Origin of the sequence: Clostridium estertheticum, from assembly GCF_026650985.1 — a bacterium.
In the GTDB taxonomy this organism is placed as follows: Bacteria; Bacillota; Clostridia; order Clostridiales; family Clostridiaceae; genus Clostridium_AD; species Clostridium_AD estertheticum_C.
In genome coordinates this window covers 4,467,236-4,484,255 of sequence record NZ_CP086239.1, presented here as the reverse complement: position 1 = coordinate 4,484,255, position 17,020 = coordinate 4,467,236, and the positions used below count along the sequence as shown (strand labels likewise).

Sequence of the window (17,020 nt, the reverse complement as noted above, 5' to 3'; positions counted from 1 at the left end):
TCACCTTATTTAGATTAATGTTTATATTTACTATCTTATAAAGTTCATAAATACCTTGTCTTCAACTTTAGGTTCTTCTACTTTGTCTTTACCAGCATCTACAAGTTTTAAAAGCCATGACATGTTTTTGCCGAGGACTTTCATAATCTGCATTCCCTCTTCATCTTGAGTTGCTTCGCCTGGCGCAGTACCAAAAACTACATTCCAATAATTCGATGTAGGCATTGCCATTTCTGAGTAATTAATATAATTATTTAATTGATCAAATGTTGGAATGCCACCCGCACGCCTTACTGCGACAACACTAGCTCCTACTTTATGTCTAAGCATACCTCCATTTGTAGATGTTACAAGAAATGCACGATCTAAAAATGATTTCATAGTTCCAGCTATTGCACTATAATGTACAGGTGATCCTAAAATAATTCCGTCAGCCTCTTTCATTTTTTGAATCCATTCATTAACCTCATCATTCTTAATAACACACTTTTCATTCATGTTTCTACTGCATCCGCCACAGGCTAAACATCCACGTATTTCTTTATTTCCTACATGAATAATTTCTACCTCTATATTCTCTTTTTTAAGTTCTGTAGCTACAGCTTTGATAGCCTCATATGTATTCCCATTTTTATTAGGACTCCCGTTAAAAGCAAGTACCTTCATAATATATACCTCCATATAATTTTCCTTTATTTAAACCTGTGTTCATTATAATACTTCCCTATTTAACTTGCTAGTACGCACTATTTAGTTAGTTACCTTACCTTTAGGTAAGATTCTTACACTTTAGGTAAGATTCTTATAAATATCTATACCTATTTAACATTATGTATAAGTTTGCTTATATTAAATCGCTCCTATATAATTAACTCTAATATGCTATGACTCTCATTGAAGATCCCAAATATAAAAATAATTAAAGGTAGGTACCCTAATGATATACTGTAAAGGTAAAGAATATATATGTTTATTAGATTATGCAATGGATTTTATCCGAGGCAAGTGGAGGTCAGTTTTATTATGTCATTTATATGATGAACCTAAAAGATTTTTAGAACTTCAAAGAATAACAATAGGTATAAGTCAAAAGGTATTAAATGAAAACCTAAAGGAATTAATAAATGATGAATTAGTTGGTAAGAAAATCTATGCAGAAATTCCACCCAAAGTTGAGTATTACCTTACTGATAGAGGATATGAGCTAACTAAAATTATTAAAGAAATTGAAAATTGGTCTATTAGTCATTATTCTCACCTATTGGAGTAATAGTTAATATTAAAATAGCCCATCCTACATAAACTGTAGAAACGGGCCATTTTAATTATACCTTCCATAAACAAAACTACTTAATCAATTTATTTTCTCTAAGGAAGTCTTCTGCCACCTTTGCTGGAGGCACTGCAAGTTTATCAACCTTATAATTTAATTCTATCATTTTTTCCTCAGTAATTTTTCCACCTAATTTGTTAATTAAAGGCTTAATTTGCGGATATTTCTGAAGGGTTTTACTGTTAACTATTGGTACACAATCATAATTTGGGAAGAAGTGTTTATCATCTTTTAAAACTTTAAGTTTATATGACTTTAATAATCCTTCTGTCGTAAAAGCATCTATAACATCTACTTTTTTATTCCCTATAGCTGTATACCTTAGTCCTCCATCAATTGAACTAAATTCTTTAAATTTAAAATCATATACTTTACTTATTCCTGAATACCCATCTGCTCTATTACAAAATTCTAATGTAGCACCTAGTTTAAGCTTATCTCCAACCTTTGCGAGGTCTGAAATAGTCTCTAAATTATATTTCTTTGCTGTATCTTGTCTTACTGATAATGTATAAGTATCGTTAAATCCAAAAGGTTTGAGCCAAATTATACCATAGTTTTTAAGATAATAATCACTTACCACTTTATACGCTTTAGCTGGGTCATTAATTGGTGCTTGTTTCATAATACCAACCAAACTCATTCCAGTATACTCAGGATACATATCTATTTTACCAGTTTTTAATGCTGTATATGCCAGCCCTGAACCGCCTAAATTCAACTTTTTTTCTACTTTAATTTTAGTGTTTTTTTCTATTAGCGTCGCTAACATATTACCTAATATAATTTGTTCAGAACTGTTGTAGCAACCTACCACAATTGTGTCAGTTTTTCTTGTGGCCATAAATACACCACTACCTACTAACACGACTACTAAACAGCTGGCTATTATTTTTTGTATTTTGTTAAATTTATATCTTTTTTTCCTAGACAGTTTAATTGTACCATCTGCTTTTCTAATTCCTGGAGGTGTAACCCCTTCTTCTATTTTCGCTACAACAGCGTCCATTAATAGTGCAAGTAAACATGCAGGAATTGCTCCGGCTAGAATCATATTGTTATCTACAGTTTGCACACCTGAGAATACCATATATCCCAATCCACCAGCACCTACAAATGCTGCAATTGTCATAAGCCCAACAGCTGTAACTGCCGATATCCTTATTCCTGTCATAATTATAGGAAACGCAAGTGGTAATTGAACTAGCTTAAGTATTTGTTTACTCGTCATTCCCATACCCTTAGATGACTCAATTACATCTGGATTTATATTCATAAGTCCAGTATATGTATTTTTTATAATAGGAAGTAACGAATATAAAAACACCATTAGTATCGCCGGTGCACTACCTATTCCCATTACTGGTATTAGAAACCCGAGTAATGCTAAACTAGGTACCGCTTGTATTAAATTAGCAAGGCCTATAACTGGCCCCGCTAACTTCTTAACTCTAGATATTAATATACCTAAAGGAATTCCAACAATTATAGCTATAAGCACAGCAAATACGGTTAATTCGATATGCTGAAGTGTTAAATCTATTATCTGCCCATGTGTTTGAAATACAAAATCTTTAAAACCAACTATTGAACGTATTATTCCCATTACTCCTCATCCTCCTGGTTAATATACTGATTGCTTAAAACAATTAACAAACTACTCTCAGTAATTAACCCAACTAACTTTGAACCATCATCTACAACTGGCACATATCCGATTTTAAGTTCATTCATTAGATTTAATATATCTACTAAAGAGTCCTCTAGATTAACAGTTTTAATTTCTGTGCCCATAATAGTATTTACCTTTAGAGAACCTGTGTAATTTCTTATAATATCTTTTATTGTAACAATTCCTTCTAGCTTATCTTCTTTATTAATAATTAACAAACTGTCTACTTTGTTTGCCTTCATAATTTCTAAAGCTTGTACTACTGTTCTGTTTCCACTAGTTGTAATTGGCTCCGTAATCATAATATCCTTAGCTTTTATAAACCCTGGTTGCTGCCATATTCTATTTTTCCCTATAAATTCTTTAACAAAATCATTAGCAGGATTATTTAGAATTTCTTCTGGAGTATCATACTGAACAATATTTCCATCCTTCATAATACAAATTCTATCACCAAGCTTAAGTGCTTCATCCATATCATGAGTTACAAAAACTATTGTTTTTTTAGATTCCTGTTGAAGATTAAACAATTCATCTTGAAGCTGATTTCTGGTAATTGGGTCTAGTGCGCTAAAAGGCTCATCCATAAGAATTACATCTGGATTTGTTGCCCAAGCTCTTGCAACTCCGATTCTTTGTTGCTGACCTCCACTTAACTCACATGGATATCTGTTTATATACTCTTCTGGCTTCATTCCCACCATTTCTAAGAGTTCATTTGTCCTTGCAAGTATCTTTTCTTCTGGCCATTTCTCAAGCATTGGTATTATTCCAATATTTTCTCCTACAGTCATATGTGGCAAAAGTCCTGTTTGCTGTATGACATATCCCATATTCCGTCTAAGCTTAATGGTATCCTCCTTAAGTATATTTTTACCCTCTAAGTTTATACTTCCTGATGTCGGTAAAATTAATTTATTAATCATTTTTAAGGTTGTGGTTTTACCGCAACCACTTTGTCCTACTATAACTACAAATTCTCCCTTATTTACAGTAAAACTAATGTCGTTAATTACGGTTTTATTCTTAAAAACCTTCCTTAAATTCCTAAACTCTAACATATAACCTCTCCTCAATATAATAATGCATCGTTAGCCAATTTACATTAATTAGAACTAACAACTTATATGATATCATAGGCGTGTCTGTTTGGAAAACTCCATAAACTGTGAATAGATGTGGCAGTTCTATCAATATTAGGGTATAGTCGATATATACATAAAAACGCTTCATATGCTACGTATTAGTGCGTTTATTGGCTATATGGCGTTTTAATAGTCGGTTTGTGTTTTGGAAACCCTTCTTTCTTTCATTTTAAAAAATATTATAGAATTAATATAGCAGAAAAGGAATAGTATATTATGAATGTTTAATTTATCTTAATATTGAAATAAATATATTTCAGGAGATGATTTGTTTGAATCCAACTATTATTCTATTGTTGATCCTTGCCGCTGCCATATTAGGCAAAGCAAATTCGGTTGCCATTGCAACATGTATTTTACTTATGGCAAAACTTTTAGGATTAGACAAATATGTTTATCCACCTCTTCAAAAGAGCGGAATGACGTGGGGACTAATACTTCTTATAGCTGCCATTATGATACCTATAGCTAACGGTACCATAACATCCGTAAACATAAAAAGTGTATTTACATCCTGGATAGGCATAACAGCTTTAGTTCTTTCTTTTTTAACAACATATTTAAGCGGACAAGGTTTAAACTATCTTACTGTTCAGGGTCATAGTGATATAATGCCTGCCATGATAGTCGGAGCAGTCGCAGCTGCATCATTTTTAGGCGGAGTACCTGTAGGCCCACTTATTACATCTGGAATACTTGCGGTATTTTTGAAAACTATTCATAAATGAATAAAAAGCAATACGTGTATTTAAATTAATACGCGTATTACTTTTTATCACTACATTCTTGCAACTTTTTTATAGTTTTTTCAATTACAGCTTCCATAGTCATGTGGGAAGTATCAATAACTAAATCATAGTTACTATCATTATCTATATCAATGTTATACATTTCATTAAACCTTGTTACCTCGAGTCTTCTTCTTCCAATTATCCTCTCTTTGGCCTCTTGCACACAAGTATAATTTTCACACTCTCCTCGATTGCTCTCCATAGCACGTTCTACTGCAATATCTATATCTACTTTGAAATAAATCTTAAAAGAGTTTGGTATGAAATGCCAAGCAAGTCTGGCATCAAAAATAAAGTTATCATTCTCTATCCCAATTGCCACGGTCCTATTGTCAACCTCATGATCTAAATTGTTTTGGAACACATAATCATTGTATTCCATAATAGACATACCTTTTTCTACCGCAAGCTTTCTTTGTAACTCACCCACACTAAAATAGGTATAATTCATTACCTCACATACACCCTTAGCTACACTGCTCTTTCCCGAATATAAGTCCCCTGTTATAGTTATTTTCAATTTCACATCATCTCCTATACTTAAGAAATTTTAAGACAAATAATTTATTTTCTTTAATTTTAATACTTTATAGTAAGAGAAAATAGCCCTATCTCCTCTTTGTTCTCATTCTTATATATTACCACAATTACTATATTTTTAAGTCCAAATCAAAAAATTCATTAAACTTTACAATATTATACTAATATAGAAAATTGCGGACTGAGCCTTTAATATGGTATTATATATTTAATAAAATAATCATCTAGGAGGTTATTATGGAAAGACAAAAAGCATCTTATGCAAATCGAAAGAAACATTATGAAGATTTATTAAAAAAACAAACCCAAACAATAAGCTTTATAAGCTTATTGAGATTAATAATCTTTGTAGCCGGACTAAGTTTTTCAATTTTTTTCTATATGCGAGCTACTTATTACTTAAGTGTTTTTATTTTAATTATAACACTTATCACATTCATAACACTTGCAGTAAAACACAAGAAAATAAAGTATAATAAAATTCGCTGTACTATTTTATGTGAAATTAATGAAAATTGCCTAAAACGTCTAGATAACAATTGGAAGGGTTTTTCTGATAGTGGTCAGGACTTCGTTGATGAAACTCACAGCTACTCAAGAGACCTAGATATATTTGGTGATAACTCTCTTTTCCAATGGATAAACACCTCTATAACTTACCTAGGACGCCAAAAGCTTAAGGAAACTCTCCAAAAACCTATGTATAATATTGAAGAAATATATAAAAGGCAGAAGGCCGTAAAAGAACTCGCTAAAAATATTGGATGGACACAAAGATTTGAAGCAGAAGCAATACTTAGTGAAAATAAAAATCATGACCCAGAAGAATTATTTAAGTGGACAGAGGATAAAAATGAATTTTTCCTAAAACCAATAGTCATAGCTGTAATAAGAATATTGCCTATAATAACAATATCTCTTCTAGTAGCCTCTTTTATTTTACCGATAATATCATATAAAATATTTATGTTAGCAATAGTCCTCCAGATAATACTTCTTGTAGTTGGATATAAAGAAGTAAGTAGAAATTTGGATACCGTGTATCAATATAAAGATTCTATCCTTATATATAATAGGTTACTTAAGCACATAGAAAAGAAGAAGTTCGACTCAGAGTACTTAAATAAACTAAAAGAAAAGCTTGTAAATAAAGATGGAATGAACGCTTCCACTCAGATTAAAAAGTTGGCAAATCTAGTAACCGTAATATCTGACAGAAAAAATATTTACTATTTTCCTATAAATATACTTACTCTATGGGATTATCAATGTTTAATCAATTTACAACGTTTTAAAAAAGCTAGTGCATCTTTTTTAAAAACATGGCTTGAAGTTATAGGTGAAATGGAAGCCTTAGATAGTTTATCAACCATTGCCTTCGAACACAGTGATTGGGCTATGCCAAAATTCCAAGATAGTCCACCTATATTCGATGCTAAAAAACTTGGTCATCCATTACTTGGAGATAAGAGAATATACAATGATATTAATATAGACAAATCACAAAACATTATTTTAATAACAGGTTCCAACATGTCAGGTAAAAGCACACTACTTCGTACAACAGGCATTAATTTGGTTTTAGCCTATTCTGGTGCTCCCGTATGCTGTGAAAGTTTTACCTGCTCTATAATGGATATTTATACTTGCATGAGGACAAGTGATAATTTAGAAAAAAATATTTCCTCCTTCTATGCAGAACTTTTAAGAATAAAAAAACTTGTAACTGCAACTGAAGATAATACCCCAATTTTTTTCTTATTAGATGAAATTTTTAAAGGAACTAACTCTATTGATAGACATACTGGTGCTAAAGTTTTAGTTGCAAAACTAAGTAATGAAAATGCTTTAGGTTTTGTATCTACCCATGACCTAGAACTTGGTGACATAGAAAAGACAAATAGAAAAGTTAGAAATTATCACCTTCGTGAATATTATAAAGATGATAAACTATACTTTGACTATAAATTACGAACCGGTGTTTCTACCACTAGAAATGCATTATACTTAATGAAAATGGCAGGACTTGAAATTCCTAGCGATATAGATCTTCCTAAATAAACTCAACTTTTTTTAATATCTATTATTTTTTTAAATGATAACTATCAAAATGCCTATAGTGTGTTTTGATAGCTTTTTTTTTAATTTTTATAATCCGAAAGATTTTTTTAATTGTGTTATACTATCACCATCAATATTGCAAAGTATTGCATTCTTGATGTTACTCTTACTATTGGCATCAAGCTTGTTATAAGTAGATTTAATACTAGCTTGATCTGTCTTAAAATCATAGGAAGGATTAGTTTCAAGTTTGCCTACAGTTGAAATCATTATTGCTATCACCTGTTTCTCATTTTGTGACTCAACTAAAGAATATGCATTTTTTAACTGGCCATGCACTTTTATTAACAAAAGGCGCTTATTTGCAGCTTTCACTAGAACATCTTTGGTATTTATTTCCTTTTCACGAGTAATATATTTAGACTTTTCAACCTCACCTCTTATAATTTCTAATTCTTTCTTTTTATCAATATCCGAAGTTTTATCTTCTGCTTTTTTACTCTCCTCCACATCTTTTTGAGTTATCTTAAGAACACCACCTTTTACCAAGGTATTCTTATTTTTATTTAAACCCTCTGTTGAATTCGTTTTTCTAAGATTTACTTTACTATTAGTTGATATCATAGATAAAAATACGACAAATACTCCTAATAAAATAATCAATGACAATGATAATATTTTTTTCCTTTTTTGATTATATTTTTTTATTCTTTTGTTTTTCGTCATATTTCCCCTTTTTCTGCTTAATATAAATATGTTATCATATTTATATTCACTTTACACTTTACTGCAGATTGTTAACAAAAAATTTATCCATGTTTTACTGTAACTTTTCAAATAATAAAATTACCACAACCATTTTTGATTAACAATTTAACCATGTATATATTTTAGCAATTTCCCTATGTTTCAATAGGTTTTTAATATTATTTTAGAGCAAAATAGTAACATAGTAATGGAGAGAAAGGAGAAATGTAATCTTATGAAAATTAATTTAAAGTTAAAAAATTTTATTATACTAATTTCCATAATCGCTCTTTTTAAAGGTTACTTTTTATCCGATTTTGCCAGCAAAACCAAAGACTATAAAGATAAATATGGTGTTTATCTAGTCTTATCTAAATGATTCAATAAAATACAAAAAAATTAAAAAAATTGTATATGCTAACCTAAGGATATAAATGTCCTTAAGGGAAGTTTATACAATTTTTTTAAAATATATAATTATTTATTACCTTTAAATCCTTGTTTTTCAAGTGATTCTTTCACTTTTGGATAATAAAAATATTTATATGTTCCTGATATATCCTGACTCCATGAATTGCTAAGTCTACCATTTGTTACTTTTATCATATGATCTTTAACTACTTTATCATATTTTTCAATTTTTGATTTTAATTCTAAAGAATCTTTATTGTAAACTTCTTTATTATAAATCACATCTTTAGGAAATCTTGGTTTAACTTCTGATTTATCAGCCGGATGACCAATGACAAGTCCTACCATAGGATATACAAGTTCAGGCAATTCTAAAAGTTCAGCTACTGCCTCCGCCTCTTTTCTAATACCTCCTATTGGTACAATTCCAAGACCTAATGACTCTGCTGCAGCTATCGCATTACTAAGTGCCAATCCTACATCTACTGCACCTACCAATTTTGCTTCTTCACTTTCAGTAATTACAAACTCTTCGCCATTAATTTCAGCCGCAAGCTTAGCTCTATAAAAATCTGCACAAAATACTAAGAAAACAGGCGCTTTATCTACATAAACTTGATTTCCCACGAGTTTAGATAATTTATTTTTCTTCTCAATATTCTGCACACTAATTATAGTAACTTGTTGCCCATTTATAGAAGAAGGAGCAGCTTGACTCGCTCTTATTATTAGGTCTAAATCTTCCTCACTTACAGCATCAGATTTATAATCTCTAACTGATCTATGATCATTTAATAATTTAATTACTTCATTCATATTCTCGTCTCCAGTCATTTATTATTTGTTAATAATTCTTATTATTTACATAATACTCTCTATCATTGCCTTTGTCAATATTTAGTCTATGTTTGTTAATGTCTTTTAAGTCCACTTTGGTTTTTAATGAGTTGCAGATAAAATCTTCTAACTTCTTTTATTATTTACCCTTGTTTCTTAACCCCATATATACTAGAGGTAATGCCCATTACAACAATAACAAATCCTATTAAATCAAAGTAAATGGTATCATTAGACGAAAACCCACCCCCACCAAATGCTATGATTGCTACTCCAACAATAGTAACTTCTATCCCTATTAACATTATCTGTATTGAAGTTTTATTCTTTGTACATTTATCTAAAATAACTATAGTTATAAGTACTGGAACAAGAAAAATAACGATTAAAAATAAAGCTCCCATAAAAACTCCCCTCAGTCTAGATTAGAATCCAAGTTTTTCATCTATCAATACGATTTCCATATCGGTGTTATTCATCTTTTTATAATAAATTAAAAGACCATTGCAAATGCGATCTGGACTGGAACAATTATAACAGCGATCTCCTTTTACTGCACATGGTGTTCTTATTCCTAATCGCTTGGCATTACTAGGTGCAGCAATGTTACGAGCACGCCAGATAGCAGCTTCAAGCGTAGGTTCAATTTTATTTGTGCTGACAACAAAATATACCTTCTTGTGACCAAACAATGAACCAGCTACACGATTACCTGTGCCATCAATGTTTACCATCTCTCCCGTTTCTGACAGCGCATTCACTGAAGTAAAAAAAATATCTGTAGTCAAACACTTTATGGCAGTATCACGGAATGTTGCCTCTGCTTCACAATGCTTAGGGTCAACAACCTTGTTATGTAAAGAAAAACTATCAAACAAATTCATATGAAACATAGTTTCAGAATCGCCAAAACCTATACATTCACCATTAAATCTACTTTCTAAATACTGTGATGCATCTTTAACGGTTTTAAAGAAACTAACCTCATAATTATTTTTTTCAAGTGCTAAAATAGTTTTTTCAATATTCATGATTTTACTATACCTCCAATGTTTTTTAATTATATTTGTTTATATAAATGCTTTAACAATAGTATTTTCTTTTTATAATCATCTTCATCCTTTAAAATAATATTCTTTTGAGATAAATTAAATATAACTTTAACACTTTCATCGTACTTCCTGAGATTTTCATTACTCTCGTCAACTAAATTAAGATTGCATAATGATTTTTCATATTCATCATCAGTAAGTATATTATTACTCTTTAAATCATTAAGTGTTGAGAGTATGTCAACATCAAATTTAATTTTATTGCTATGTTTATTATCAGTGTATATTTTATTCAATTGATAAAATGCAGGACTAAAAAAACCAATTAAACCAAATAAAATAATACCAAATTCTCCAGCTTGACCACCTATATTTAAAATTACCGATCCCAATATTAGACCTAAAAATCCACAAATTATTGAGTATATAATTAACTTCATAGCCATCACCCCTTCTTCTATATGCCGTGATTGTTTTACAAACTCGACTTAAATCTATAGAAATCATATCATATCCCCCTGTAACTATACTCGAATAATGGTAAATGTTTTTTATGCACCTCCCTCTATACCCATTCTAGTATAGATTTCCCCCGGAAGTACCTTGAAATAAGAAGTGCAGAAACAATTGAAATCCCATTTAGAAATTATGTTTTACGTAAGCAAAACATTAGAATTTCTTAATGAGATTTCATGTTTCAAACTCTTATTTCGAGACACATAGGAGAAATTTCATAAGGATACCCTCTTATTTAATGTATCCTTGTGGATGACCTTTATGCCAATTCCATGCAGTTTCTATAATAGTTTCAAGAGAAGCATATTTAGGTTCCCATCCGAGAACTTTTTTAGCCTTATCACTAGAAGCTATAAGTACTGCTGGATCTCCTGCACGTCTAGGTGCCATTTCAGCCTTTATATTAATTCCAGTAACTTTTCTTGTTGCTTCAATAACCTCTGCAACAGAAAATCCTTTTCCATTTCCAAGATTACAAGTTATACTGTCCTCTCCTCGTCTAAGCCTCTTCACTGCAAGTAAATGAGCACTAGCAAGGTCAGTTACATGAACATAATCTCTAACACAAGTACCATCCTCTGTTTTGTAATCATCACCAAATATCATTATCTTTTCTCTTTGTCCAAGTGCTACCTGAAGAATAATAGGTATCAAATGAGATTCTGGTCTATGATCTTCTCCTATTTTTGAGCTTATGTGTGCACCTGCTGCATTAAAATATCTTAAAGCAGTATATTTTATGCCATAAGCATTATCACACCATTTTAATATTTTCTCAACGCATAACTTTGACTCTCCATAAGGATTAGTAGGAAAAGTCTTATCATCTTCAAGTATAGGAATATTATCTGGCTCACCGTAAGTCGCTGCAGTCGATGAGAACACAATATATTTAACCTTATGATCTCTCATAGCCTTTAATAAATTTACTGTAGAACCAATATTATTTTCAAAATATTTTAAAGGTTCTACAACACTCTCACCTACTAATGAATCTGCTGCAAAATCTATAACTGCATCTATAGTATTCTCCGTAAAAACTTTGTTAAGTATAACGTCATCTCTTAAATCTCCACAGTATAACTTTCCACCTATTAATGCATCATGATGTCCTTTTTGAAAATTATCTAAAACAACTACCTCTTCACCTTTTTCTAAAAGTTCAGCCACCATATGACTTCCAATATAACCTGCTCCACCACATACCAAAATTGCCATTAACTAAATTCTCCTCTCATAAAGCTTTTTATTTAATCTATAATCATTTTAACACATTTTTTCCATTAGTCATAAATTTGTTATTCGGTTACATTATTTCTATACGGTTGACACTACAGTGCCTCGTGGAATATAATAAATTATCTCAATTACTTAAGCTTTTTAGTACTGTGCTAAAAAGCTATTTTTATGGGAGGTGGTATAAATGGATTCTGGACCTGGTCAGAATATATATTTTATAAAGTTTAATATTATTATAGAGAGAGAATTCATATATACCAGTGCGCAAGTACCACTATTTTGAAACTTTCCCCCTCTAGCCACAATTAGGAGGTATAACATGTCACATAAATTAAACGAAATAGAACTAACTGAATTTTTATTAACTGAGTCTATAGATGAAGTAAATAAACTTATTCAATTTATTCATCCCGCTGATATTTTAATAGCTATTAGGCAATACGAAGGATTTAAGTTGGATTTATTTAAAAAACTATCCCCCAATATTATTGCAGATATTATTGATGATGCTGATGATGATGAAAAATACGCCCTCCTATCAATTCATGAAGGTATCATGCAAAGGAAAATCATACACGAAATGTCCTCAGATGAATTGGTTGATTTATTAGAAGCTGTAACAGACGATGAAGCTAAAAACATCATGATAAATATGGATAAAGAAGATGTTGATGAAGTAACCGAATTGTTAACCTACCCCCCAGATAGTGCAGGTGGAATTATGGCCACTGAATTTGTAAGTATAAAAGAAAATATGACTATCGGTGAGACTCTTCATTACCTTCAGAAGGAAACACCTGACGTAGATAATGCCTATTATATATATGTAGTTGATGATAATGCTCTTTTAAAGGGAGTTATATCCCTTCGAGATATTGTTATTAACAGCTTTAATGTAAAAATATCTGATATTATGAATGATAATGCAATGAGTATACCAGTTGATATGGATAAAGAAGAAGTTGGCCACATATTTGAAAAATATGGTTATTTAACAATGCCCGTAGTAAATGAATTTATGCAGATTTTAGGAATAGTAACTTCAGATGATGTAATGGAAATTCTTAGCGATGAACATACTGAGGATTTATATCGTCTTGCAGGTATAAAAGAAGATGAAAAGGTTACTGGGTCGCTTAAGTCTGCCGTGAGAAGTAGATTACCCTGGTTATTTGTAAATTTATTAACTGCAATCCTTGCAGCCGCAACCGTTAGCCTTTTTGAAGGGACCATACAAAAGGTCGTAGCCTTGGCCACCTTCATGCCAATAGTTGCAGGTATGGGGGGTAATGCAGGCACACAAACTCTAACCATTATTATTCGAAGCATAGCCCTTGGAGAAATAGACGCTAAAAATTCCCTTAAAATATTATTAAAGGAATTCGGTGTAGGTCTACTTACAGGTATCGCAATGGGTGTTGCTGTAGCAATTTTAGGTTACTTATGGGAAAAGAATATTGTTTTTGGAGTAGTTATTGGTCTCTCTATGGTACTAAACATGGTAGCTGCAACCATATCAGGTTTTGCAGTCCCAGTTATACTAAAGAAACTCAATATCGATCCAGCACTTGCCTCTGCTGTATTTGTTACTACAGTAACCGACGTTTTAGGTTTCTTTTTCTTCCTAGGACTTGCAACACTATTTTTACCTTACTTAATATAAAAAAGAAAAAAAGTATATAAAATAACATTAATATTAACAATAAAAAACGATTATGTTTACAGAGGCCACTGAAAAACTATATGAAAAATCGTCATCGAATTAAAGATGGCGATTTTTTTATGTAAAAGACTAAAAACAAAAAGGAATTTTAAAAGATATGTCGAATTAGTATAGTAGAATAAAATAAAAGGGGCTAAACTATTATGCTAAAAGGACAATTGGAAATAAAAATAAATACATACCATAGCTTATATTCGTTAATTATTCCGAAAGATAACATTTTAAAGCAAATTAATGACCTTGTTGACTTTTCATTTGTTTATGACGAATTGATTATTAACTATAGTTCATCTATGGGTAGAGGTGCTATTAACCCTATAATGCTATTTAAATATTTGCTTTTGAAAGTAATATATGAATTGTCTGATGAAGATGTTGTTGAAAGAACTCTTTATGATATGTCATTTAAATATTTTCTGAATTTAGCCCCAGAAGAAACAAATTTAATAAACTCAAGTACATTAACTAAATTTAGAAAGCTTCGCCTTAAAGACATGAATTTATTAGATTTATTAATAAACAAGACTGTAGAACTTGCTATAAAAGAGGGAGTTTTAAAAAGCAAAGCAATAATAGTTGATGCTACGCATACCAAGTCACGTTATAACCAAAAATCAGCAGGAGAAGAATTATTGAAACGTGCAAAAAATTTAAGAAAAACATTGTACGGAGTACATCCTGAGATAAAAGAAGATTTGCCGAATAAAGTTACAAATGGAGTACTTGAAGATATTCTTGAGTACTGCAAATTATTAATTGATAGCATAAACAAGAATCCAGAAATTGTAGCAAATCCAACTGTGAAAACTAAATTAAACTACTTAACCGAAGCTTTTAATGATGACATAGAAAACCTAAAACTATCAAAAGATGAGGATGCAAAAGTGGGGCATAAGACTGAGGATAGTTCTTTTTTTGGATATAAATCACACCTTGCTATGAGTGAAGAACGTTTAATTACAGCAGCTGTTATTACAACTGGCGAAAAAAGTGATGGAAAGGAGCTCATAGCCTTAATAGAAAAAAGCCGTGAGGCTGGTATAGATGTTAATGAAGTAATTGGAGATACAGCTTATTCTGAAAAGAAAAATCTAGAATATGCAAAAGAAAATAAAATTGCATTAATTTCAAAACTAAATCCTGTAATTTCACAAGGAATGCGAAAAAAAGAAGATGAATTTGAGTTTAATAAAGATGCTGGTTTATTTGTATGTCCGGCAGGTCATATGGCTATTAAAAAAGCAAAACAGGGAAAGAAGAATGTTGGTAAAAATCAAGTGTTAACTTACTATTTTAATGTAGAAAAGTGTAAAAATTGTGTTCATAAAGATGGGTGTTATAAAGAAGGCGCTAAATCTAAAACTTATTCAGTTTCAATAAAGTCAAATACCCACAAAGATCAAATAGAGTTCGAAAAAAGTGAATATTTTAAAAAACGTGCTAGGGAGCGTTATATGATAGAGGCTAAAAATAGTGAACTTAAGCACCAACATGGCTATGATGTAGCAATATCGTCAGGCTTAATTAGCATGCAAATGCAAGGTGCATTATCAATCTTCACTGTGAATCTAAAGAGAATAATTAAGTTGAAAAGCATGAAATAGGGCTTTTAAAACTTAATTATAAAAGAAAAAGCATGAGATATCCAAAAATATGGATTCCTCATGCTTTTTCTATTCAAATTTGAAAACTCTACTGAAAAAAGAGTGCTTTTTTCAGTGGCCTCTGTTTACATAGTCGTTTTTTATTGTTCCTTTATTTCATATTTCTAGAAAGATTCGAATTAACTTAAAGTTCGTTTATTTTATAGTGCTTAGGGATATGACTTTCACAAGGTACCCCTGTCTGACATTTCCCACACCCATATCTTGGTTTGTATTTTTCATATGTTGTGTCTACAAAATTAGAGCATATAATGTGATTTTTACCCTTATCTATAGATATTGCATTAACTGGACATTTTTTAACACAAGCGCCACACTTTGAGCAATACTCATATATATTTTCATACTCTCTTTTTTTAGGTGACAAATACAATTCTGTGATGATGCTGCCAATTCTTCCTGACATACCTTTTGACGTTATTAATCCTTTAGAAAGTCCAAATGTTCCAAGTCCACCAACAAAGGCAGCGTGTCTTTCTGACCAATTGCTAGTAAATGACGCTTCAGGATGTGGAGAATTATTATTAAGTTCACCTTTCATCCAGAATCTCTCATCCATTGTAGGCACTATACTATTATATCCAGCATTTATTAATTCTGACTTTAGATATATACATAGCTTGTTTATAAAAACTTGCCCTTCGATACGTCCATGCAACCATTCTTCAGAAGGCCATGCCTTGTCTCTCCTATTTCCCCTTTTAACTACTTCACTAAATGGTAAAAAAAACGAAATAACCGACTTTGATTGTGATAACCATTCTTTGGGGTTTAAAAAATGTTTCCCAATTACAGTAGGTTCTTTAAATAATGTAAAGTACTCATCATCAGAAGTAGCAAATCCGAATATTGGTGTTTCAAAAATCTTCATTCCCACAACACTTTCAGAAATGGCAATTTCATTTGATACATAATTATCCTTTGAGTTTTCAACAAAGTCCGATGCTATTCTTATTAAATCCTTCTTATTCATATCATACCTGGTTACTTAAATCTAAACAGATCTGAACATATCAGATTATTTATAATTTAAACACCTTATCCTTTCAAATAAATTTTATTTAATTCTACTATACTACAACCACACAATTGTATCTTTTAAATATGAAAAAAACATAATGGTTCTATGAAATCTCTACAACTAAACGGGAAAAATAAATGAATTCCTTTTGTGATATGCTGTATATTAGTATTATATATTATGTCACATTCATTAAAAGTGAATAGAAGAAATTGCAGGAATTTTAAAATGCCCTATAGGAACTGTTCGTTCAAGACTTCACAATTGT

At 30.9% G+C, this 17,020-nt stretch carries 16 protein-coding genes; 5 read left to right on the top strand and 11 right to left on the bottom strand.

The genetic code is table 11. From position 1 onward, the window contains the following. Positions 1 to 30: 30 nt before the first annotated feature. Entirely contained in the window at positions 31 to 666 is a 636-nt protein-coding gene (locus LL038_RS21540; RefSeq protein WP_216120591.1) for a flavodoxin family protein, read from the bottom strand. A gap of 271 nt (positions 667 to 937) precedes the next feature. Between LL038_RS21540 and LL038_RS21535 the strand changes: the two genes are divergently transcribed. Then, complete coding sequence (locus LL038_RS21535; protein WP_216120589.1) at positions 938 to 1,270, top strand: winged helix-turn-helix transcriptional regulator; 333 nt, start codon at positions 938 to 940, stop codon at positions 1,268 to 1,270. Between the two features lie 76 nt (positions 1,271 to 1,346). Here the strand turns inward: LL038_RS21535 and LL038_RS21530 are convergent, their stop codons facing one another. After that, positions 1,347 to 2,939: a glycine betaine ABC transporter substrate-binding protein gene (locus LL038_RS21530; protein ID WP_216120588.1), complete on the bottom strand. Its 1,593-nt coding sequence runs from the start codon at positions 2,937 to 2,939 to the stop codon at positions 1,347 to 1,349. Continuing rightward, a complete protein-coding gene (locus tag LL038_RS21525) occupies positions 2,939 to 4,066 on the bottom strand; it encodes an ABC transporter ATP-binding protein (protein WP_216120586.1) in 1,128 nt (375 codons plus the stop codon). The genes LL038_RS21530 and LL038_RS21525 overlap by 1 nt, the downstream gene beginning before the upstream one ends. Before the next feature lie 356 nt (positions 4,067 to 4,422). Between LL038_RS21525 and LL038_RS21520 the strand changes: the two genes are divergently transcribed. Next, on the top strand, positions 4,423 to 4,878 hold the full coding sequence (locus LL038_RS21520; protein WP_216120584.1) for a DUF441 domain-containing protein: 456 nt from the start codon (positions 4,423 to 4,425) through the stop codon (positions 4,876 to 4,878). Positions 4,879 to 4,915: 37 nt separating this feature from the next. Here the strand turns inward: LL038_RS21520 and LL038_RS21515 are convergent, their stop codons facing one another. Continuing rightward, the gene (locus tag LL038_RS21515; protein ID WP_216120582.1) at positions 4,916 to 5,467 is read right to left on the bottom strand and encodes a cytidylate kinase family protein; all 552 of its coding nucleotides are present in this window, start codon (positions 5,465 to 5,467) and stop codon (positions 4,916 to 4,918) included. Positions 5,468 to 5,718: 251 nt separating this feature from the next. Here LL038_RS21515 and LL038_RS21510 point away from each other — a divergent pair, with 251 nt between their 5' ends. Further along, positions 5,719 to 7,542, top strand: coding sequence for a MutS-related protein (locus tag LL038_RS21510; RefSeq protein WP_216120580.1), 1,824 nt, complete (start codon positions 5,719 to 5,721; stop codon positions 7,540 to 7,542). An 87-nt stretch (positions 7,543 to 7,629) separates the two neighbouring features. Here LL038_RS21510 and LL038_RS21505 read toward each other — a convergent pair whose 3' ends face one another. The 6 genes from LL038_RS21505 to galE all read right to left on the bottom strand — a co-directional run bounded on the left by LL038_RS21505 (position 7,630) and on the right by galE (position 12,323). After that, on the bottom strand, positions 7,630 to 8,268 hold the full coding sequence (locus LL038_RS21505; protein ID WP_216120578.1) for a hypothetical protein: 639 nt from the start codon (positions 8,266 to 8,268) through the stop codon (positions 7,630 to 7,632). Positions 8,269 to 8,766: 498 nt separating this feature from the next. Beyond that, positions 8,767 to 9,516: an NADPH-dependent oxidoreductase gene (locus tag LL038_RS21500; protein WP_216120576.1), complete on the bottom strand. Its 750-nt coding sequence runs from the start codon at positions 9,514 to 9,516 to the stop codon at positions 8,767 to 8,769. 164 nt (positions 9,517 to 9,680) lie between these two features. Further along, entirely contained in the window at positions 9,681 to 9,941 is a 261-nt protein-coding gene (locus tag LL038_RS21495; RefSeq protein WP_216120574.1) for a hypothetical protein, read from the bottom strand. A 21-nt stretch (positions 9,942 to 9,962) separates the two neighbouring features. Continuing rightward, positions 9,963 to 10,568: a lactate utilization protein gene (locus LL038_RS21490; RefSeq protein WP_216120572.1), complete on the bottom strand. Its 606-nt coding sequence runs from the start codon at positions 10,566 to 10,568 to the stop codon at positions 9,963 to 9,965. Positions 10,569 to 10,597: 29 nt separating this feature from the next. Then, complete coding sequence (locus LL038_RS21485; protein WP_216120570.1) at positions 10,598 to 11,029, bottom strand: hypothetical protein; 432 nt, start codon at positions 11,027 to 11,029, stop codon at positions 10,598 to 10,600. Between the two features lie 307 nt (positions 11,030 to 11,336). Further along, on the bottom strand, positions 11,337 to 12,323 hold the full coding sequence (gene galE / locus LL038_RS21480) for a UDP-glucose 4-epimerase GalE (RefSeq protein ID WP_216103719.1): 987 nt from the start codon (positions 12,321 to 12,323) through the stop codon (positions 11,337 to 11,339). 340 nt (positions 12,324 to 12,663) lie between these two features. Between galE and mgtE the strand changes: the two genes are divergently transcribed. After that, positions 12,664 to 14,007 carry a magnesium transporter gene (mgtE, locus tag LL038_RS21475; RefSeq protein WP_216120568.1) on the top strand — a complete coding sequence of 448 codons (1,344 nt, stop codon included), beginning with the start codon at positions 12,664 to 12,666 and terminating at the stop codon, positions 14,005 to 14,007. A gap of 203 nt (positions 14,008 to 14,210) precedes the next feature. Next, entirely contained in the window at positions 14,211 to 15,671 is a 1,461-nt protein-coding gene (locus LL038_RS21470; RefSeq protein WP_216128210.1) for an IS1182 family transposase, read from the top strand. 184 nt (positions 15,672 to 15,855) lie between these two features. On the opposite strand, the gene LL038_RS21465 is transcribed toward LL038_RS21470, so the two are convergent. Continuing rightward, entirely contained in the window at positions 15,856 to 16,704 is an 849-nt protein-coding gene (locus LL038_RS21465) for a DUF362 domain-containing protein (RefSeq protein WP_216122959.1), read from the bottom strand. Positions 16,705 to 17,020: the final 316 nt, after the last annotated feature.

Excerpts from the sequence above, each read along its gene's own strand:
- LL038_RS21540 (WP_216120591.1), bottom strand. The coding sequence starts at position 666 with ATGAAGGTACTTGCTTTTAACGGGAGTCCTAATAAAAATGGGAATACA.
- LL038_RS21535 (WP_216120589.1), top strand. The coding sequence starts at position 938 with ATGATATACTGTAAAGGTAAAGAATATATATGTTTATTAGATTATGCA.
- LL038_RS21530 (WP_216120588.1), bottom strand. The coding sequence starts at position 2,939 with ATGGGAATAATACGTTCAATAGTTGGTTTTAAAGATTTTGTATTTCAA.
- LL038_RS21525 (WP_216120586.1), bottom strand. The coding sequence starts at position 4,066 with ATGTTAGAGTTTAGGAATTTAAGGAAGGTTTTTAAGAATAAAACCGTA.
- LL038_RS21510 (WP_216120580.1), top strand. The coding sequence starts at position 5,719 with ATGGAAAGACAAAAAGCATCTTATGCAAATCGAAAGAAACATTATGAA.
- LL038_RS21505 (WP_216120578.1), bottom strand. The coding sequence starts at position 8,268 with ATGACGAAAAACAAAAGAATAAAAAAATATAATCAAAAAAGGAAAAAA.
- LL038_RS21500 (WP_216120576.1), bottom strand. The coding sequence starts at position 9,516 with ATGAATGAAGTAATTAAATTATTAAATGATCATAGATCAGTTAGAGAT.
- LL038_RS21495 (WP_216120574.1), bottom strand. The coding sequence starts at position 9,941 with ATGGGAGCTTTATTTTTAATCGTTATTTTTCTTGTTCCAGTACTTATA.
- LL038_RS21490 (WP_216120572.1), bottom strand. The coding sequence starts at position 10,568 with ATGAATATTGAAAAAACTATTTTAGCACTTGAAAAAAATAATTATGAG.
- LL038_RS21485 (WP_216120570.1), bottom strand. The coding sequence starts at position 11,029 with ATGAAGTTAATTATATACTCAATAATTTGTGGATTTTTAGGTCTAATA.
- galE (WP_216103719.1), bottom strand. The coding sequence starts at position 12,323 with ATGGCAATTTTGGTATGTGGTGGAGCAGGTTATATTGGAAGTCATATG.
- mgtE (WP_216120568.1), top strand. The coding sequence starts at position 12,664 with ATGTCACATAAATTAAACGAAATAGAACTAACTGAATTTTTATTAACT.
- LL038_RS21470 (WP_216128210.1), top strand. The coding sequence starts at position 14,211 with ATGCTAAAAGGACAATTGGAAATAAAAATAAATACATACCATAGCTTA.
- LL038_RS21465 (WP_216122959.1), bottom strand. The coding sequence starts at position 16,704 with ATGAATAAGAAGGATTTAATAAGAATAGCATCGGACTTTGTTGAAAAC.